The organism is Streptomyces sp. NPDC059649, from assembly GCF_042734445.1.
Taxonomy (GTDB): Bacteria; Actinomycetota; Actinomycetes; order Streptomycetales; family Streptomycetaceae; genus Streptomyces.
Genome location: NZ_JBHWDV010000058.1, coordinates 1 through 19169 on the forward strand (window position 1 = coordinate 1; position 19169 = coordinate 19169).

A 19169-nucleotide genomic window follows, 5' to 3' on the forward strand; every position below is an offset into this window, starting at 1 on the left:
GGCCCGCACCCCTCCCCGCCCGCCGCGCTCCTCGGCGCCGTCTACTAGTGGGTGGTCAGGGAGTTGAACGGCGGCGCCTCGCCGGCCTCACCGATCAACTCCCAGAAGTGGTCGGCCAGTCGGCGCAGATACGCCGACCGTTCGGCCGCGACCTCCTTGAGCCGGGAGTCGTCGTTGCGCGCCACCAGGTGTCCCATGTAGCGCTCGGAGAACTCCGCGAACTCCGCGTGCATGGTGCGCAGCGCGTCGCTGACCCGGGTCTTGTTCAGCGTGGTGATCTCGATGACCGCTCCGACGTGTGCCTTCCAGCGGCCCTCGATGGCCGACCGCAGGTGCCCGGCGAGTTCCTCGTCCCGTCCCATCACGCCGATCAGCTTCCGCAGCGACAGCCCTAGCGCCTCCACCAGCGCCTTGGTCTGCCGGTAGTCACCGTTCCACCGGTTCGCGGCCTCGGCCGCCCGGTAGACCGCCGGGTCCATGCCGATCAGCTGGGCCAGCCGCTCCACGCCCATCTGACGTGCCATCCGGTGCTCGGCCAGGGTCCGTGGCTCGACACCCATCAGCACGGTCGGCGGGCACCACAGGACGTCCGCCAGGACGAACAGCTGTGCCTCGGTGGGGGCCTGGGAGCCGTACTCCCAGGCCTCGATGAGCTCGGGCCGGACCGGGGCGCCGCAGGCCGTCATGGACTGGGCGACCTGAGCCGTGGTCAGGCCCACCCGGGCCCGCGCGGATCTGGCCTCTGCGGGAGAAAACGGAGTGCTGTACACGTGCGGGACACCTCGCTGCACCCGGCGCTGAGGGGTGCTTTGGGGGGAGAAGGGATGGAGGAACATCCAGGAGCGGGCAGATTAACAGATCGTCCATAGGTACGAACCTCCATTTCCCCTTCGACTCCAAGGCGCCGGGACCCTCCGAGGCCTTGACGCGTCAGAACTTCACGATCTGTCCCATTTCCCTCATCAACTCGCTTACTGGGTATAGCCGATAGGGCGGTGCTTACCGGGTGGTAGCGCACATCGAGATCGCCCGGACGGCGGGCCGTAATCAGAGCGTTACGCAGATGAAGGTGCGGTGTCACAGTGAACCCCGAGGCTGGCGTTGCCGACCGGAACGCCTGGCGGACCGGCCGGCTGCACACCTGACATCCGGTCCTCCCCCCACGATCCGATCAGGATGGGACCCTTCATATGCGCTCACTACAGGAACGCCCCGAGGCGTTCTTAGGCTTGGAGGCTGCGTCAGCAGCCGTGCGTCCGCGCGTCGTCGTCCGTCCCGCGGAGAGACGGACATCCAGAACGACCGCGGCGAATCGCATGTCATGCATCTGACAGCCCACTGAACCGGCTGACGGTCCGGGACCGCCGCACGCACGGCGCCCGGGCCCGCCTTCGCATGTCTCCTTGCCCGAAAGGACATTCCCAGGTGCTCACTTCGCACCACGAAAACCACCGGGGCTCACCCACGGCCCTGCTCGACGACGCACTCGACCCGACGACGCACGTACTCGTCGTCGGCGCCCCAGGACCGCGCCTGGAGCGCCTCACCCGGACCCTGCGCGCCACCGGCCACGACGTCACCCACGCCCCGCCCGGCGAGGTCGACCGGCGGATGGGCCAGGCACACCCGGACGCCATCGTCGCCCTCGACGCCCCCGACGGGCACGCCGGTCCCGGCAGGGCCGCGCACCACGACACCGGCCTGGAGGTGATCCGCGAGGTCCGTACCGCCCCCGCCGGACGGGCCCTGCCGCTGCTCATGGTCACCACCAGCCCGGAGCCCGCCGACGTCGTCGACATGCTCCGGCAGGGCGCCGACGACTGCATACCCGAGGCCTCCGACCCGGTCGAACTCTCCGCCCGGATCGAGGCCAAGCTCCGCCGCGTCCCGGTCCCCGTCGAGAACCTGCTGCGCGACCCGCGCACCGGCCTCTACTCCCAGCCGCACTTCCTGGACGAGCTCGACCGCGAGCTCCAGCGCCCGGAAGCCGCCCGGCACGGCGGGGTGCTCGCCGTCGTCGGGGTCGCCGAGATGACCACCCTGGAGGCCCGGCTCGGGCCCCGGGTCCGCCGGGAGGTCGCCGAGCGGCTGGCCGGGGTGGCCGAGCAGGCCGGCAGCTTCTGCGACCGGCTCGGCCGGGACGACGAGGGCCATCTGCTGATGCTGCTGCCCGGCGTCGACGAGGAGACCGCCCACCGCGGCCTTGCGAAGTTCGCCGCCACCGTGGCCGGCACCCGCTTCATCGTCGCCGACGAGAACGTCCGCCTCACACCGGCCATCGGCTGGCTGCCGCTCACCGGCTGCGCGGCCGGCACCGAGGCCACCGCCCAGGCCCTGGACGCCGTACAGGAAGCACTCCGCCACCGGGACCTGCGGCCGGTCCGGTACGCGCCCTGGATGCGCGGCACCCCGCACCGGCACCGCCGGCCGTCGCTCAGCACGCTGATCCGGCCCGTCCTCTCGGCGCTCTCGCCGGTCCTGGCGCTGCTGCTCGGCGTCGCGGTGCCGTTCGTGCTCTACCAGCAGGCGTACACGCTCGGCTGGGACCTGGGCTCGGCCATGTACTGGGTGGTGGTGTCCGGGCTCGTGCTCTCCGCGGTGCTGATCGTCCTGGAGTGCCTCTTCTCGCTCGACGCGGCGGCCCGGCCGGAGAAACCCGGCGCGCCCTATCCACCGGCCAGCGCGGTCATCGCGGCGTACCTGCCCAACGAGGCCGCCACCATCGTCGACACCGTCGAGTCCTTCCTGCGCCTGGACTACCCCAACGAGCTGGAGGTCGTGCTGGCGTACAACACGCCGCACCCGCTGCCGGTCGAGGACACCCTGCGCGAGATCGCCGCCCGCGACCCGCGACTGGTGCTGCTGCCGGTCGCCGGCTCGACCTCCAAGGCACAGAACGTCAACGCCGCGGTCACCCGGGTCCGCGGCGAGTTCGTCGGCATCTTCGACGCCGACCACCACCCCGCCCCGACCGCCTTCAAGGACGCCTGGCACTGGCTGTCCAACGGCCACGACGTGGTCCAGGGCCACTGCGTGATCCGCAACGGCGAGAGCTCCCCGGTCGCCCGGCTGGTGGCGGTGGAGTTCGAGGCGATCTACGCGGTCAGTCACCCGGGCCGCACCCGGCTCTACGGCTTCGGCGTCTTCGGCGGCTCGAACGGCTTCTGGCGCACCGACCTGCTCGCCCGCACCCGGATGCACGGCTCGATGCTCACCGAGGACATCGACTCCACGCTGCGCGCCCTGGGCGAGGGCGCCCGGTTCGCGGTCGACCGCACCCTGATCTCCCGCGAGTTGGCGCCCACCACCCTCAAGGCACTGTGGAACCAGCGCTCCCGCTGGGCCCAGGGCTGGCTCCAGGTCTCCCTCAAACACCTCTGGCGGGGCCTGCGGTCACCGGTGTTCACGGCCCGTCAGAAGCTGGGCCTGTTCGTGCTGCTGGGCTGGCGGGAGGTGCAGCCCTGGCTGACCCTGCAGATCCTGCCCATCCTGCTGTACTCGGCGTGGCGGGCCGGCGGCTTCACGCACCTGGACTGGGCCGTGCCGGTGTGCGTGCTGGCCGTGCTCTTCACCCTGGCGGCCGGCCCGGTGCAGGCGCTCTTCGCCTGGCGGCTGGCGGTGCCCGAACTCCGTTCGCGCCGCCCGTGGTTCTGGTCGTACCTCCTCGTCTCGACCGTCTTCTACAGCCACTTCAAGAACATGGTGGCCCGGCAGGCGCACCTCAAGGAGGCGTTGGGCGACCGGCAGTGGCGGGTCACCCCGCGCGTCGCCGCGAAGACGGTGGCCCCCCGATGAGCACCCGGGCCGCCGCCCCGCCCGGCAACCGGGCCGGTGCCATCGACGGCTTCCGCGGACTGGCCGCGCTGAGCACCGTCGCCTTCCACGTCTGGCAGCAGTACGTCCGCCACGACGCCGGGGGCAGCCACCCGCCGGTCGACAACCCGCTGGTGGGTGCGGTCCTCTCGCTCGAAGTCATCGACCTGTTCTTCGTGTTGTCCGCGTACCTGCTGACGCTGTCGTACGCGCGGGCCGCGATCGACGGGCGCTCGCTCCGCCCGGCCCGGCTGTTCCTCTTCCGCCGGGCGATCCGCATCCTGCCGCTGTACGTCCTGGCGGTCCTGGTCGTCTGGGCGAGCCGCAACCCGTCCCTGCCGGGCAACTGGCGGGACCTGGTGGAACACCTCACCTTCACCCATGTCTTCGACCAGCAGCGGATCTTCTACACCCTGGGCCCCACCTGGTCGTTGTCGCTGGAGGTGCTGTTCTACGCCGTGCTGGTGGCGCTGGGACCGCTGGCCGTACGGGCCTGCCGGCCGCTGCGGCGGCGCGGCAGCCGGGTGGCGCTGTGTGCGGCCGGCTGCGCGGTGCTGTACGCCGCGCCGCTCGCCTGGATCGCCGTCGCCCACTACGGGTTCGGGGTGCCGCACACCGACTGGGTGGTGTACTTCGGGCCGCAGGCCCGCTTCGGCGGGTTCGCGGCCGGGATGGGGCTGGCCGTCGCGACGGCCGCGCTCGGTGACCGGGGCCGGCTCGGCCCGCGCACCGCGCTGCTGCCGGCCGGCCTCGCACTGGCCGGGCTGTTCGCGCTCTCCCTGGACTCCGGTCCGGAGAACTTCACCTTCACCTTCTACCACCCGATCGCCTCGGCACTGTGGGTGGTGCTGATCTTCAGCACCCTCCACGTACGCCAACCCCCGCTCTGGCACCGGCTGTTGACGGCCCGCTGGCTGACCGCCGTCGGACTGGTCAGCTACAGCCTGTTCATCTGGCACGAACCGGTGATGCTCCAGCTGCACCACGCGGGGCTGCTGCCCGGCGGCCGGGAGGGCTTCTGGCCCGCCCTGCTGATCGTGGTGCTGGCGGCGCTGCCGGTGGCCGCCGCGAGCTACTGGCTCGTCGAGTACCCGGCGAGCCTGCTCGGCCGGCTCAAGGACAGCCGCGGCCGGCCGCGCGAGTTCTATCCCGAGCCCGCCGTGTCACGCTGATCGCTTTCGCCCGGACCTTCGCCGGGGACCGGCGCCGTAGCCGCCCGGTCCCCGGCGAAGACGCGCCACGGGTCGGGCCGGGGGGGCGGTCCGGCTGCTCGTCGAGCACCGGAACATCGGACTGAGACGCCCGGCCCCGTGTGCGACGGGGCCGGGCGTCGGGCGTGTTCCCTCGGGGCTACCGCTAGCCCACGTGGACGCGCGGACGGCGGCGCGGGTCCGGCTCGGCACGGCGCAGGACCTCACGGGTCACCGGCGCGACCTCACCGTCACCGAAGACCAGGAACCGCAGCAGATGGCTCAGCGGATGGCCCTCGGTCCAGTTGAAGTACGCGTGCGGCACCTCGCCGGTGCGCTCGCGCAGTTGCATCAGCACGGCGCCGATGGTGTTCGCCACGCCGGCGCCCTCCACCCGCAGGATCTGCGCGCCGTACTCCTCCGCGCCCCGCACGTGGAGGTTCGTGGTGAAGTCCGAGGAGTCGGTGACCGTGACCTCCAGGAACAGCACCGGCCGCCCGTCGGGTATGTGGGTCTCCTCGCGCTGGCTGTACTCCTTCTCCCGGTACTCCTGCGCGTCCCGCTCCTGCGGCTCGTTCGCGATGACCCGCAGCGGCCCGGCCGCGATCGCGGTGTCGATCAGCCGGGCCGCGGTCTCGTCGAAGTCGACCTGGACGGCCCGCAGTTCGAAGGCCCGGTGCACCCGGGACGCGAACGAGGTCAGCAGCATCCCGAGGATGAACAGCAACGCGATCTTCAGACCGTCCGGCCGCTCGATGACATTGGTGACCAGGGTGTAGCCGAAGACCAGGGTGATCGCGCCGAAGCCGACGGCGGCCGCCCGGTGCCGACGGTGCCGGGCCGCGACGGTGGACGCGAACGACGCCGACAGCATCAGCACCAGCACACCCGTGGCATACGCCCCGCTCTGGTCGTCGACGCTGGCGTTGAAGATGACGGTGATGCCGAAGGCGATGGCCAGGAAGATCAGCACCAGCGGGCGCACCGCCCGGGTCCACTCCGGGGCCATGCCGTAGCGCGGCAGATAGCGCGGTACGAGGTTCAGCAGCCCGGCCATCGCCGAGGCACCGGCGAACCAGAGGATGGCGATGGTGGAGATGTCGTAGACCGTGCCGAACGCCTCGCCCAGGTACTCGTGCGCCAGATAGGCCAGCGCGCGGCCGTTGGCCGAACCGCCGGTCTCGAACTCCTTCTGCGGGATCAGCAGCGTGGTGGCCAGGCTCGACAGCAGCAGGAAGCCGCTCATGATCAGCGCCGCGGTGGTCAACAGCCGGCGGGTGCCGCGGATCCGGCCGGCCGGCTTGGCCACGGTGTCGGTGGCCTCGCCGCGGATCTGCGGCATCACCGCCACGCCGGTCTCGAAGCCGGACATGCCCAGTGCCAGCTTCGGGAAGACCAGCAGCGCCACCCCGACGATCGCCAGCGGCGAGGAGTGCTCGGCGGTCATCGCGCCCCACCAGTCACCGACCACCACCGGGTGCGCCAGCACATGCCAGGCCGCGGTGCCCAGCACGACGACGTTCAGCACCAGGTACAGCCCGACGAGCCCGACGGCGATGCCGATCGCCTCACGGAAGCCCTTGAGGAACACCGCGCCCAGCGCGGCCAGCAGCAGCAAGGTGATCCACAGGTTCGCGCCGTGCAACGCCGCCGGCGCGAACGGGTTCTCCACCACGTGCGCCGAGGCGTCCGCGGCCGACAGCGTCATCGTGATGACGAAGTCCGTGGCGGCGAACCCCAGCAGCACCAGGACCAGCAACTTCCCCGCCCACCAGGGCAGCAGCCGCTCCAGCATGGCGATCGAACCCTCGCCGTTCGGGCTTTCCTTGGCCACCCTGCGGTACACCGGCAGGGCACCGAGCAGGGTCAGCGCGATCAGCACCAGTGTGGCGAACGGCGAGAGCAGTCCGGCCGCCAACGCGGCGATACCCGGCTGGTATCCGAGCGTCGAGAAGTAGTCGACACCCGTCAGGCACATGACGCGCCACCAGTGGTGCCCCTTGTGCTCGGCCGGCGGCGTGCCGTGCGGCCCGGGGTGGCGGGCGGTCCGGCTGCTCAGTCCGTCCAGCAGCCAGCTGCGCCATCGCTGGCCGGGAACGGCCGGAGCGGCAGGCGGGGGCTCGGCCTCGGCCTCGGCCTCGGTACGCGTGCTCATGCGGGTTCGTCCTGTCGTTCAGCGGTCGTCGGTTCGGGCAACGAGGAGCGAGTATGCATCACCGGCTATCGCCCGTTTCTGCCACCCTGGCCACTTCTGCCCGCCCGATACGCCAACCCGGCGTCAGGAACGCGTCAATATGTCGCGGCGGCCCGTAGACACCGCGTCAAGGCACCCCACACGGGGGCCGCACGTCTGCTCCGACGCGCACGCTGGCGGAAGGTACGACGGCAGGAGGTGTTCGGCGTGGTCACCCTGCATCCCCCGACGGGCCGGGGCCGCCCGCACCTTCCGCACCTCCCCCAGCTCACCCGCGTCCCCCCGCGCCCCCGCCCGCGCACCGCGGCACCGGCCCGCCCGGCGCGGGCGCACCGGGCCCCGCCGGCACACACCCTCGGCGCCGAACTCGCCCTGCCGCTCGGCACCGTCGCCGCGGCGCTGCTGGTGACCGTCCTGCTGCTGACCGGCGGCAGTGCCCACACCGCGGTCGCGCTCGCCGTTTTCGCGCTGTTGACGCTGGTCGCCGCCGTGCCGGCCCGCCCGGTGCTGCGGCCGGCGGTGGCCCTGGTGTCCTGGCTGTTCTACGACGGCTTCGTGCTGAACGGCCACTCCGACCTGGCCTTCCGTTCACCGGACCGGACCGGCCTGCTGGTCCTCCTGCTCGCCGCGCTCGCGGGCGCGGGCGGCGCCGCCGTGCTACGGGCCGTACGACGGCATCCGTAGACCGCGCTGCGGGCCCGCCGTCACCGGCGCGCGCGTCACCAGCAGCGGCACCGGACGTGCTGACGTGCCGCTTTGTGGCCGTAACGGTGGTGGGCATGCCGGCACCGGTGGCCCCGCGCGGCGCGCCGCCGCGTGCCCGGCGCCGCCAGGAGCCCCAGCCCGGTCCCCAGCAGCCAGACGTCCTTGGCGAGCACGATCCCTTCGTCGGTCGGCCGCGGGCTGCCCGGCTCGTGCATCCCCGGGGTCCGCAGATACATCCCGACCAGCCCGCCGGAGAACCCGGTCAGCGCCAGTCCGGCCAGCCGGGTGGGTACGAAGGGCGCGAGGAGCGCGCCGCCGACCGCGACCTCCGAGCACGCCAGCAGCCGGGTGAACCGCTCGGCGGGAATCCTCCGCAGGAAGGGGTAGGCGGTGCAGGCCATTCCGTGCAGGACCTCGGCGGTCGCCCGGTCGGCCTTCAGCATCGTCAGCCCGGCATTCAGGACGAACGCGCCGGTGGCCAGCCGCGGGGCCACATCACGCACGTCGGGCAGCAGCACCATCGGAGCCTCCATGATCGGTCGTCGGCCCCCCGAACGAGCTTAGCCACGGGTCCACGGACGGGCATCCGGGCACTGACGCGACGACGGGCGTCCGGGCACCTGACGTGACGACGGGCGTCCGGGCACGGATATGACGACGGGCGTCCGGGCACGGACCGGAGGACGGGCGTCCGGTCCGCCCGGGTCACAGCGCCGGCACGTCGTCCCACTGGTCGAGGATGTCCTCGGCCGAGTCCGGGCCGCCCTCCTGCTGTCCGTCTTCGAGGGACTGCTCGGTCCAGATGACCTTGCCGCCCGGGGTGTAACGGGTGCCCCAGCGCTGGGCGAACTGGGCGACGAGGAACAGCCCGCGGCCGCCCTCGTCGGTGATGGCGGCCCGGCGCAGATGCGGCGAGGCACTGGTCCCGTCGGAGACCTCGCAGATCAGCGCGCGGTCGTGCAGCAGCCGCACCCGGATGGGCTGGGCGCCGTACCGGATGGCGTTGGTGATCAGCTCACTGAGGATCAGCTCGGTGGTGAACTCGATCGACGCAAGGCCCCACGACTCCAGCTTCCGCAGGCAGGCGGCCCGGATCGGCGCCACCGCGGCCGGGTCGGACGGCACGTCCCATTCGGCCACCCGGGAGGGATCCAGCAGCTGCGTACGCGCCACCAGCAGGGCGATGTCATCGCTGGGGTGCTCGGGCAGCATCGCGTCGAGGACTGCCGCACAGATCTGGTCCGGGTCCCGCCGTCCACCGGACGCGAGGGCGGTGTGCAGCATCGCCAGCCCCGTGTCGATATCGCGGTCGCGGTCCTCCACCAGCCCGTCGGTGTAGAGCACCAGCCGCGAACCCTCCGCCAGCGTGAGCTCCGCGAGCTCCACGGGCACGCTCGCGCCCAGTCCCAGCGGTGGGGAGACCGGCACCTCGGGGAACGAGACGGACCCGTCCGGGTGCACCAGCGCCGGGCCCGGATGCCCGGCCCGGGCCATCGTCGCCCGGCCGGCCACCGGGTCGTAGATGGCGTACAGACAGGTGGCACCGGTGATGCCGGTCCGGCTCCCGTCGGGCTGCGCCCCTTCGATGTCGCTGCCGATGCCCGGCCAGGCCACCGCGTCGCCGTCCGTGCCCCCGGGCCGCCGGCCCGCCGCCCGGGCCTCGTCCGTGTCGATATGGCTGACCAGCTCGTCCAGATGGTTGAGCAGCTCGTCGGGCGGCAGGTCGAGGGCGGAGAAGTTGTGCACGGCGGTGCGCAGCCGGCCCATGGTCGCGGCGGCGTGCAGCCCGTGCCCGACGACATCGCCGACGACCAGCGCCACCCGGGTACCGGGCAGCGGGATCACATCGAACCAGTCGCCGCCCACGCCCGCCTGCGCGGGCAGATAGCGGTGCGCCACCTCCAGCGCGGACTGCTCGGGGAGGGCCTGTGGCAGCAGGCTGCGCTGCAGGGTGACGGCGGTGGTGTGCTCGCGGGTGTAGCGGCGGGCGTTGTCGATGGAGATCGCGGCCCGCGCGGCCAGCTCCTCGGCGAAGGTCAGGTCCTCGTCCTCGAAGTCGTCCGAGTCCTCCGACCGCCAGAAGCTGGCCACCCCCAGCACCACGCCCCGCGCCTGCAGCGGCACGCTGATCAGTGACCGGATCCGGGCGTCCAGCACCCGCCGGCTGCCCTCCACGTCCTGCCGCCGCCACTCCTCCGACCGGCGCAGATCGGGTACGAGCACGGTCCGGCGGTCGGCCAGGCTCGTCGCCATCGGCGTACCGGGCACGAACCGCAGCACCTCCCCGACCCGGTAGATCGCCGAGCCCTCCGGCACGCCCCGGACCGCCATCCGCCGCAGCTCGGTGGTCAGCGCCGCCTCCGGTTCGTCACCGCGCAGCACCGGCTCCAGCAGCTCGACGGTGACCACGTCGGCGAACCGCGGCACCGCCACGTCGGCCAGCTCCGCCGCGGTCCGCCCGACGTCCAGCGTCGTCCCGATCCGCAGCCCCGCGTCATAGATCAGTTTCAGCCGCTCCTGGGCCACGTCGGCCCGGCCGGCCAGCACCCGCAGTTCGGTGGTGTCCCGCAGCGTCACCGCCGAACCGGCCGGACCGCCGAACGGCGCGGTCGGCCGGACGTTGACCGCGAGCAGCCGGTCACCCGCCAGATAGACCTCGTCGGTGGCCTCCCTGCCCGACGTCAGCAGGGCGCTGAGCCGTGGCTCCAGCCCCAGCTCCGCGACCGGCCGCCGTTCCGCGTCCGCGCCCTCGGGCAGATCGAGCAGCCGCCGTGCCTCGTCGTTGGCCAGCACCAGCCGCCCGTCACTGTCGATGATCAGCACGCCCTCCCGTACGGCGTGCAGCACCGCGTCGCGGTGGTCGTACATCCGCCGCATATCGGCCGGGTCCAGCCCGTGCGTCTGCCGCCGCAACCGGCGGTTGACCAGTACCGCCCCGCCGCTGACCAGCAGCAGCGCGCCCGCCGCGAATCCGATCAGCAGCGGCAGTTGGTGCTCCACCCGCTGCTCCACCCGCTCGGCCCGGATTCCCACGGACACCAGCCCCACCACCGATCCGTCCCTGTCCTCGACCGGTACCACGGTGGCCACGGCGGGCCCCACGGGGGAGGTGAACGTGTCGGTCAGCGTGCTGCCCTTGAGTGCCTTCCGGAAGCTGGGCCCGACCACCCGTTTCCCGATCAGCCGGGGGTCGGGATGCGTCCAGCGGACCCCGTCGGGCCGGAACGCCACGATGTAGTCGACCCCGGTCGCCTTCCGGGTCGCCTCCGCCTGGGGCTGCAGCACCGCACTCGGATCCCTGGACTTCATGGCGGCGAGGGTGCCCGGCGTGTGCGCGAAGCTCTCCGCCTCGACGAGCGAACGCTCCCGGGCATCGTCCATGAGCGAACTCTGTGCCTGGAAGACCAGTGCCACCACAGCGGCGACGATCAACAGCAGCACGAGGGCGAGCTGCACCACGAACGCCTGGCCCGCCACACTGCGCGCCGTCAGCAGCGCCCGGAGGCGGCCCCCGACGGACGACGACGAGCCCTGCGACCCGTCAACGCCCTGCCGGAATTTTTCCCTCATGTCCCATATTTAGCATTCTGTTCCCGTGCGGGCGGGGCGAGCTGCTGACGGTGGCGGCCTGTGCCGCACCGCCCGAGGGCGAGGCGCGGCACAGGCCGGGCGGCGACCCGTTCGCTGAATCGGCTCAGAGCATCGGCCCGGAGAAACGGGTCAGGGAATCGGGTCAGGGAAACGGCTCAGCCCGTCCTCGGGATCTGCTGGGTGATGCAGTGCACCCCGCCGCCGCCCCAGGCGAGGGTACGGGCGGAGACGCCGACGATCCGCTTCGTGGGGAAGAGGGACTGGAGGGTGGCCAGGGCCGCGGTGTCGGACGCCGGGATGTCCGCCGTGGGCATCACGACACCGGTGGCCGTCGGGTAGTAGTTGGTGTAGCTGAAGGTGATCACCTCGTCCGTGCCCACGGTGAAGGTGGGCAGTTGCTGCATCTCGGTCAGGGTGAAGCGGCGGCCCTGGGCGTCCGTGCTGGCCTGCAGCACCCTCTTGTTCTCCGACAGCCGCGCGTGGTTGGGGTCGCCCGTGTCGGACGGCAGGTTGATCAGCAGGCGGGCCGGACCGGCATAGGCGGCGACGAGGTCGACATGGCCGTCGGTGACGGTGTCCCCGTACATCCCGTACGGCAGCCAGATCATCTTGGTCGCCTGGTAGGCGTCGAGCAGCTTCGCCTCGATCTGGGCCTTGGTCAGGTCCGGATTGCGGTTCGGGTTGAGTAGGCACTCCTCGGTACCGATGAGCGTGCCCTGGCCGTCCTGGAGCAGCGCACCGCCCTCGAAGACCATGTCGACGGGCAGCCGCGGAACGTCCAGGTAGTCGCAGACGCCGATCGGCAGGTTGTCGTCCTTGTCGTGCGGGAACTTGTTGCCCCAGCCGTTGAAGCCGAAGTCCAGGCCGAGGAGCTGCTGTCCGCTGCGGTCGACGCCGAAGATCGGGCCGTTGTCGCGCGGCCAGCAGTCGTTGATGGGGTATTCGATGACGGTGACGGTCGGACCGACCTGCTGCCGTACGAAGTCGGCCGTGCCGGTATTGGCCACCATGGTGACCGGCTCGAACTGGGCGATCGCCCGGGCCACGTTGGCGACCTCGTTCTGCACCGCCGGGAGCTTCTCACCCCAGTTGTCACTGGCGTCCCACGGGAAGGCCATCAGACAGCCCGCGTGCGGCGCCCACTCGCCGGGGACGGTGTACGTCGTCCCGTTGTACGTGGCGGCGCCGGCGCGCCCGGCACCGGCACCGACGAAGGCGGCCGAGGCGGCGGCCATCGCGGAGGCGGTCATGAAGCCGCGCCGGCTGAGCGCCAACTTCCGGGGATTTCCAGGGCCGTTGCCGGATGCGGGGGTGATGTCGGATGGGGATGCGGATGGGGATGCGGATGCGTTGGGTTCGGTCATGCTGAACTCCTCAGATGGGTTCTGACATGGGGGGCGGGCACTGGGGGAGAGGGAGGGGAAGGGGAGAGAGGGGCGCGCGGTCGAGGGGCGGGCGGCGGACCCTCGGGACCGGCTGTTGCCTAGGGCCGTGCCGGGGCTTGTGGCCGCAACTGCGGGTCCCCGCCCGCGTCCTCGGCATCCGCCGCGTCCGCGGGACCCGCACCTGGCCCCACCCCCGCCAGGATCTTGTCCTGCGGCCGACGGGCCATCAGATAGAGCGTGCCGACGCCCAACACCACCGCGACGCCGAGCGGTGCGGCCCAGATCTGGTACCAGGGAGCGCCCGGTGGCGCGAGCACCGCGCGCGGCCAGGCGACGTTGGTGACCTCGAAGCCGGTCCAGGCGACGGCGAGGACGTTGAGCACCGTGCCCCTGCGGCCCTGCCTGATATGGCCGCCGGGCACCCAGGTGCCGCGCAGTCGCGCGATCAGGGCGGCCGCGGAGACCAGGAAGAACGGCACGAAGGTGGCCGCCGTGCCGAAGGCGATCAGCGAACCGATCGCGGTGGCGTTCAGGCCGAGCAGCAGTGCCACGCCCGAGACGAGGGTGGAGGCGATCAGCCCGCCGATCGGCGCCTGTTGCTTGTTGACCTTCCTGACCTGCCGGGAGAACGGGAACACCCCGTCCCGGGCGAGTGAGTACAGGCCCCGGGCCGCACCGCCCTGGGACGCCATGGCGCAGGCGAGGAAGCTGACCAGCACGACCACCACGAACGGCTTGTCCGACCAGGAGCCGAACGAGGTGACCACGGCCGTGGTCACCGGGTCGACGTCCTTGCCCGCGACGGCGGTGGCCGTGTGCGGATAGGCGAGGGCGACCGCCACCGCGTTGAGGATGACCACCGCGCCGACGGACAGCAGCGCCCACCACATCGCCCGGGGCACCTGCCGGCCGGCGTCCTTGGTCTCCTCCGCCGTCGACACGCAGGCGTCGAAGCCGATGAAGGCCCAGCCCGCGACGGCGAGCACGGTCAGCAGCGCCAGCGGCACCGACCCGCCGGACAGCGCCTCGGCACCGAAGGTGTGCGTGAACAGCGAGAACGGGTGCTTGCGGAAGAAGAGCAGAAGGGACAGACCGACGAGGACGGAGGCGATGGCCTCACCCGCGATGCCCGCCGAGACGAACCACTTCAGGAGGTTGATGCCGTACGCGTTGACCAGCGCGCACAGCAGCACGATCGCCATCGAGACGGCGACCATCGCGCCGGGCGACGGTGTCACCCCGATGAGGGCGAACACCCAGGGCGCCGCCAGGTAGGCGACGGTGGTGTTCCCGAACATCACCGCGAACTGCCAGACCCAGCCGCTCAGCCAGCCGAACCGCGGGCCGATCAGCCGCCGCCCCCACTGGTAGGGGCCGCCGGCCAGCGGCCACTGCGAGGTCAGTTCGGAGTAGACGTTGACCACCAGGCACTGCCCGGCCAGGACCACGGGCAGCGCCCAGATCCACGCGGGCCCGGCGATCATCGTGCCGATCATGGAGACCGCGTACAGCGCGACCACCGGGGAGACCACGGCGAAGCCCATGGAGATGTTTCCCAGGATGTTCAGGCTGCGGCGGAGTTCTTGCTGGTAACCCAGCGATGCGAGACGGGCGCTGTCGCCGTCCCGGGCGGCGCTGTCCTTGCCGCCGACGGGCGGCCGGTGCGGGGGCGGGGAGTGGGGCATGGCGTTACCTCGGCTGGCGGTTCGGAGTAAAACTAACTTTGTTAGTCCGCGAAGGTAGGGATGCCAGGCCGCCCTGTGAAGCCCCTGCCGATGAGTAACCTTGAAAAGCCAGGAATCCGAAGGGAAGCGAGGGGTCCCGTGGGCCGCCCACATCAGACATTGCTGAGCAGGACGGCCATAGCGCACGCGGCTCTGGAGCTGATCGACGACCGCGGCTACGAAGCACTCACCATGCGGGCACTGGCCGACCGGCTGGGTGTGCGCGGGGCGTCGCTCTACAACCACGTCGGCTCGAAGGACGACATCCTGGACGCCGTCAGCGAACTGCTCGACGCCGAGATCGACCACGCCCCGCTGCGCCGCGAGCCCTGGACCGAGGGCATCGCCGCGTACGCCCGCGGCTACCGGCGGGTCTTCCAGCGCCACCCCAACGCCATCGCCCTGGTCGCCCGCCGCGCGGTGCACACCGAGGGCGCGCTGCGCGAGTACGACACCCTGCTCGCCACCCTGATCGGCGCGGGCTGCACCCCCGCCCTGGCCGCCGAGACCGCCGCCGCCCTCGACTTCCTGGTGATCGGCTCGGCCCTGGAGACCTACGCGGCGGGCTTCACCAAGCCGCCCGCCGGCTACCGCCCCGACCACCCCGCCCTGGCCGACTCCCTCGAAGCCGCCACCCGCATCGACCCGTCCCCGACCGCCCTCGACGACCGCGGCTTCGAACTCGGCCTCCGCATGATCCTGGGCGGCGTGGCGGCCCAGCTGGCGAGCACGGGCAACACGGCTGACGCGGGCGGCGATTGACGTTCACCGACCACCGGCCGACGCGGCGCCGCCGTGGAAAAAAGGTTGGCGGCGCGGAGTGGTGCTGGTTTACGGTGGGCGGGTTCCGGAGGGCGGTCGGAGACCGTCGTCCTTGTCGGCCGTTGAGGAATCTGGGAGGTGAACAACGATGGCTGTCGTTGCGAAGGGCGCTGCCCGCATCCAGGAGTTCATCACTTTCACCTCCGTGGTCTCCGGCTGACTCGTCGTCACTTCCGTTCTCTTCCTGTTGCTGCGCACGGGTGCATGTGCGCACGCGGCGACGTGCGCCGGGGCCACTTTCCCTGAAGGGTCCTTGCGTTGTTCGACCTCGATCTTTCTGCTGCACATCCGCTGACGGCCTACGGCTGGGACGACGGATTCGCGGAGAGTTTCACCCCCTTTGCCGGGCAGGGGTTCGTGCCCGGCCGTGTCGTCCGGGTGGATCGCGGCCGTGTGGATGCCGTGGTGCCCGACGGCGACGGCATCCGGACCGTGCTGGCGGACACCGCGCTGGTGGCGACCGGCGATCCGATGCGGGTGCCGTGCACCGGTGACTGGGCCGTCATCGATCTGGAGAACGGGCGGGCCGGTGACCATGTGGACGGCGTCGTACGGGCGTTGCTGCCGCGGCGCACGTCGTTCGTGCGGTCCACGTCGTCGAAACGTTCCGAGGGGCAGATCCTGGCGGCGAACGTCGATCACGCGGTGATCGCGGTCTCGCTGGCCGATGCGCTGGACCTCGGGCGGATCGAACGGTTCGTCTCGCTGGCCTGGGAGAGCGGGGGACAGCCCCTCGTGGTGCTGACCAAGGTCGACCTGGCCGGGGACGGGCACGGGCCGGCGTACCTGGTGGCGGACGCGGAATCGGCCGCTCCAGGGGTGCGGGTGCTGGCCGTCAGCGCGCTGACCGGTGAGGGGCTCGATGTGCTGGCCGCCGTACTGGCCGGGGGGACGTCCGTACTCCTGGGGCAGTCCGGTGCGGGCAAGTCCTCGCTGGCGAACGCGCTGGTGGGGTCGGGCGTGCAGACCGTACAGACCACCCGGGACCGGGACGGCAAGGGGCGGCACACCACGACCACCCGCGATCTGCTCGCGCTGCCCGGTGGCGGTGTGCTGATCGATACGCCCGGGCTGCGCGGGGTCGGGATGTGGGACGCCGAGGGCGGGCTGTCCCGGACGTTCTCGGACGTCGAGGCGCTCGCCGAGGACTGCCGCTTCCACGACTGCGCGCACGAGTCCGAGCCGGGGTGCGCGGTCCGAGCCGCCCTGGAGAACGGCGAGTTGGCGGAGCGCCGACTGGCGAGCTACCAGAAGCTGCTGCGGGAGAACCAGCGCATCGTGGCCAAGACGGACGCCCGGCTGCGGGCCGAGCTCCGGCGGGACTGGAAGCAGAAGCAGGCGCTCGGCCGGCACATGATGGAACGGAAGAGGGGGTCGGGACGGTGAGCTGAGGTCGAGAAGCAGGGCGGATGAGCTGAGCCGGGGGCCGGGGGCCCGGGTGCCGGTGCTCGGGGGCCCGGGAGCCGGTGGGTGCCCCGGGGCCCGGGGCCCGGGAGCCGGTGCCGGGCCCCCCGACGGCGTCCCCCCCCCCGCGAACGCCAGGTCCGAAATCCGCCAGCCGGGGCGTCCTGCCGGGCGCAGACTGGAGGGGTGATGGACGACGGGACCAGGTACGAAGCGGTGTCCAGCCGGGACGCACGGTTCGACGGGGAGTTCTTCTTCGCGGTGGTGACGACCGGTATCTACTGCCGGCCGAGCTGCCCGGCGGTCACTCCCAAGCGGGTGAACGTGCGGTTCTTCCCGTCGGCCGCGGCCGCGCAGGCCGCCGGTTTCCGGGCCTGCCGGCGGTGCCGGCCGGACGCCGTGCCCGGCTCCGCGGAGTGGAACGTGCGCGCCGACCTGGTGGGCCGGGCCATGCGGTTCATCGGCGACGGTGTGGTCGACCGGGAGGGCGTCGCCGGGCTGGCGCGGCGGCTGGGATACAGCGCGCGCCAGGTACAGCGGCAGCTGACCGCGGAGCTGGGCGCCGGGCCGGTCGCGCTGGCCAGGGCCCGCCGGGCGCACACCGCGCGGGTGCTGCTGCAGACCACGGCGCTCCCGGTGACCGAGCTGGCGTTCGCGGCCGGTTTCGCCAGCATCCGGCAGTTCAACGACACCATGCGGGAGATCTACGCCGGTACGCCGAGCGAGCTGAGGGCCGCCGCGGGGGGCGGGCCCGGGCGCGGCGGCGTCATGACCACGCGTCCCCGGCCGCGGCCCGCCCCGGGCGCCGGCGGTGGCGCGGCGCCCGGCGGGATTCCGCTGCGGCTGGCCTACCGGGGCCCGTACGCGGCCGTGGAGATCTTCGACTTCCTGGCGGAGCGGGCGGTACCCGGTGTGGAGGAGGTCCGGGGCGAGCCCGGCCCGCGCACCTACCGCCGCACCCTGCGGCTCACCTACGGCAGCGGGATCGCCGAGGTCGAGGAGCCGCCCACGGGACCGCGCGGACGGCACCGGCCGCCGGCCGGCCGGGTGTGCCCGGCGGCCCGCGGCGGGGACGGCGGCTGGCTGGAGTGCCGGCTGCTGCTGACCGATCTGCGGGACCTGTCGACGGCCGTACAGCGGCTGCGCCGGCTCTTCGACCTGGACGCCGACCCGTACGCCGTCGCCGAGCGGCTCGGCGCGGACCCGCGGCTCGCCCCGCTGGTGGCCGAGCGCCCGGGCCTGCGCTCGCCGGGCGCGGCGGACCCGGAGGAAATGGCCGTACGGATCGTGCTCGGCGGACCCCCGGAGCGCACCGCCGAACTGGTGCGGGCCTACGGGAAGCCGCTGGACGCCGTGGACGGCGGGCTGACCCACCTCTTCCCGGCGCCCGCGGAGCTGACCGGCGCGGACGTCCCCGAGCCGGTGCGCGCGCTGTGCACCGCGCTGGCCGACGGCACGGTCCTGCTGGACGCCGGCGCCGACCGGGCCGCCGCCGAGCGGGCGCTGGCCGCGCTGCCCGGCGTCGGGCCGCACACCGCCGCGTACATCAGGATGCGGGCGCTGGGCGACCCGGACGTGGGCGGCCCGGACGGGGGCGAGCGCGCCGAGGCGGCCGAGGGCCCGGACCGGGCGGAGGGGGCAGCGGGGGCCTGGCGGCCCTGGGGCGCGTACGCCCTGCACCATCTGTGGCGGGCGGGGCTGCTCCCGCCGGGCGAGCGGGCGGCCCCCACCACGGCGGCGGCCGGCTGAAGTGCGGCCGGCGACCACCTCCCCGCGGTAACCGTTCCGGCCCGAGGGCGTCGGCTCAGGTCGCGAGCACCGTCCCCGCCCAGCCGCCGACCACCAGCAGACAGGCGAGCAGTTCGACCAGCACGCTCAGGCCGAGGGTGCGCATCACCGTGCGGGTCGAGGCCCAGGCCTCACCGTGGCCGCCGAGCCGGACGCGTTCGAGCAGGTAGAGGCCGCCGACCGCGCCCACCACGGCGCCGATCACCGGCAGCACGAAGAAGCCGACGATCCCGGCCGCACCGGCCAGGAACAGGGTGCGGTACGGCGCGCCCGCGGCCCGCAGATCGCGCACCGGCAGCAGCCACTTCAGCGCCTGATTGAGCAACAGCAGGGCGGTGGCGCCCATCAGCACCGCCCAGGCCGTGCCGGACTTCTCCGTCACCGCCCACCACAGCACGCCCGCCCACACGATCAGCGGCCCGGGGATACCGGGTACCAGCACCCCGATCAGCCCGAGCAGCATCACCAGACCGACCGCGACCAGCTGCCACGCGCTCATGGCCCCAGACTGCCGGACCCGGCCCGGAACCGCTTGCCGGCCGCCGGCGACCGT

Annotated in this window: 13 protein-coding genes; 6 read left to right on the top strand and 7 right to left on the bottom strand. The window is 72.5% G+C overall.

Annotation, left to right across the window (positions count from 1 at the left end):
* Window positions 1-44: 44 nt before the first annotated feature.
* Window positions 45-770 (bottom strand): transcriptional regulator, encoded by a 726-nt coding sequence (locus ACFV1J_RS34915; protein ID WP_385865059.1) that lies wholly within the window; start codon window positions 768-770, stop codon window positions 45-47.
* Between the two features lie 655 nt (window positions 771-1425).
* On the opposite strand from ACFV1J_RS34915, the gene ACFV1J_RS34920 reads away from it, so the two are divergent.
* Window positions 1426-3795 (top strand): glycosyltransferase, encoded by a 2370-nt coding sequence (locus ACFV1J_RS34920; RefSeq protein WP_385865062.1) that lies wholly within the window; start codon window positions 1426-1428, stop codon window positions 3793-3795.
* Entirely contained in the window at window positions 3792-4985 is a 1194-nt protein-coding gene (locus ACFV1J_RS34925; RefSeq protein ID WP_385865064.1) for an acyltransferase family protein, read from the top strand. Before ACFV1J_RS34920 ends, ACFV1J_RS34925 begins: the two co-directional genes overlap by 4 nt.
* Before the next feature lie 184 nt (window positions 4986-5169).
* Here ACFV1J_RS34925 and ACFV1J_RS34930 read toward each other — a convergent pair whose 3' ends face one another.
* Window positions 5170-7158 carry an amino acid transporter gene (locus tag ACFV1J_RS34930; protein ID WP_385865066.1) on the bottom strand — a complete coding sequence of 663 codons (1989 nt, stop codon included), beginning with the start codon at window positions 7156-7158 and terminating at the stop codon, window positions 5170-5172.
* Between the two features lie 246 nt (window positions 7159-7404).
* Here ACFV1J_RS34930 and ACFV1J_RS34935 point away from each other — a divergent pair, with 246 nt between their 5' ends.
* Window positions 7405-7881 carry a DUF4118 domain-containing protein gene (locus ACFV1J_RS34935; protein ID WP_385865067.1) on the top strand — a complete coding sequence of 159 codons (477 nt, stop codon included), beginning with the start codon at window positions 7405-7407 and terminating at the stop codon, window positions 7879-7881.
* A 35-nt stretch (window positions 7882-7916) separates the two neighbouring features.
* On the opposite strand, the gene ACFV1J_RS34940 is transcribed toward ACFV1J_RS34935, so the two are convergent.
* The 4 genes from ACFV1J_RS34940 to ACFV1J_RS34955 form a co-directional block, all read right to left on the bottom strand.
* Entirely contained in the window at window positions 7917-8423 is a 507-nt protein-coding gene (locus tag ACFV1J_RS34940; protein WP_385865069.1) for a hypothetical protein, read from the bottom strand.
* A 184-nt stretch (window positions 8424-8607) separates the two neighbouring features.
* Entirely contained in the window at window positions 8608-11472 is a 2865-nt protein-coding gene (locus tag ACFV1J_RS34945) for a SpoIIE family protein phosphatase (protein WP_385865071.1), read from the bottom strand.
* A gap of 176 nt (window positions 11473-11648) precedes the next feature.
* Window positions 11649-12857: an agmatine deiminase family protein gene (locus ACFV1J_RS34950; protein WP_385865073.1), complete on the bottom strand. Its 1209-nt coding sequence runs from the start codon at window positions 12855-12857 to the stop codon at window positions 11649-11651.
* Between the two features lie 119 nt (window positions 12858-12976).
* A complete protein-coding gene (locus ACFV1J_RS34955; protein WP_385865074.1) occupies window positions 12977-14563 on the bottom strand; it encodes an APC family permease in 1587 nt (528 codons plus the stop codon).
* Between the two features lie 138 nt (window positions 14564-14701).
* Here ACFV1J_RS34955 and ACFV1J_RS34960 point away from each other — a divergent pair, with 138 nt between their 5' ends.
* The 3 genes from ACFV1J_RS34960 to ACFV1J_RS34970 all read left to right on the top strand — a co-directional run bounded on the left by ACFV1J_RS34960 (window position 14702) and on the right by ACFV1J_RS34970 (window position 18577).
* Complete coding sequence (locus ACFV1J_RS34960; RefSeq protein ID WP_385865076.1) at window positions 14702-15364, top strand: TetR/AcrR family transcriptional regulator; 663 nt, start codon at window positions 14702-14704, stop codon at window positions 15362-15364.
* Window positions 15365-15682: 318 nt separating this feature from the next.
* A complete protein-coding gene (gene rsgA / locus ACFV1J_RS34965; protein WP_385865077.1) occupies window positions 15683-16810 on the top strand; it encodes a ribosome small subunit-dependent GTPase A in 1128 nt (375 codons plus the stop codon).
* 207 nt (window positions 16811-17017) lie between these two features.
* The gene (locus ACFV1J_RS34970; RefSeq protein ID WP_385865079.1) at window positions 17018-18577 is read left to right on the top strand and encodes an AlkA N-terminal domain-containing protein; all 1560 of its coding nucleotides are present in this window, start codon (window positions 17018-17020) and stop codon (window positions 18575-18577) included.
* Window positions 18578-18632: 55 nt separating this feature from the next.
* On the opposite strand, the gene ACFV1J_RS34975 is transcribed toward ACFV1J_RS34970, so the two are convergent.
* Window positions 18633-19115, bottom strand: coding sequence for a DUF456 domain-containing protein (locus tag ACFV1J_RS34975; protein ID WP_385865081.1), 483 nt, complete (start codon window positions 19113-19115; stop codon window positions 18633-18635).
* Window positions 19116-19169 lie beyond the last annotated feature (54 nt).

What these genes read in the sequence shown, in the direction of transcription:
- ACFV1J_RS34970 (WP_385865079.1), top strand. Translation starts at nt 17,018, where the DNA reads ATGGACGACGGGACCAGGTACGAAGCGGTGTCCAGCCGGGACGCACGG.
- ACFV1J_RS34945 (WP_385865071.1), bottom strand. Translation starts at nt 11,472, where the DNA reads ATGAGGGAAAAATTCCGGCAGGGCGTTGACGGGTCGCAGGGCTCGTCG.
- ACFV1J_RS34950 (WP_385865073.1), bottom strand. Translation starts at nt 12,857, where the DNA reads ATGACCGAACCCAACGCATCCGCATCCCCATCCGCATCCCCATCCGAC.
- ACFV1J_RS34930 (WP_385865066.1), bottom strand. Translation starts at nt 7,158, where the DNA reads ATGAGCACGCGTACCGAGGCCGAGGCCGAGGCCGAGCCCCCGCCTGCC.
- ACFV1J_RS34940 (WP_385865069.1), bottom strand. Translation starts at nt 8,423, where the DNA reads ATGGTGCTGCTGCCCGACGTGCGTGATGTGGCCCCGCGGCTGGCCACC.
- ACFV1J_RS34925 (WP_385865064.1), top strand. Translation starts at nt 3,792, where the DNA reads ATGAGCACCCGGGCCGCCGCCCCGCCCGGCAACCGGGCCGGTGCCATC.
- ACFV1J_RS34955 (WP_385865074.1), bottom strand. Translation starts at nt 14,563, where the DNA reads ATGCCCCACTCCCCGCCCCCGCACCGGCCGCCCGTCGGCGGCAAGGAC.
- ACFV1J_RS34975 (WP_385865081.1), bottom strand. Translation starts at nt 19,115, where the DNA reads ATGAGCGCGTGGCAGCTGGTCGCGGTCGGTCTGGTGATGCTGCTCGGG.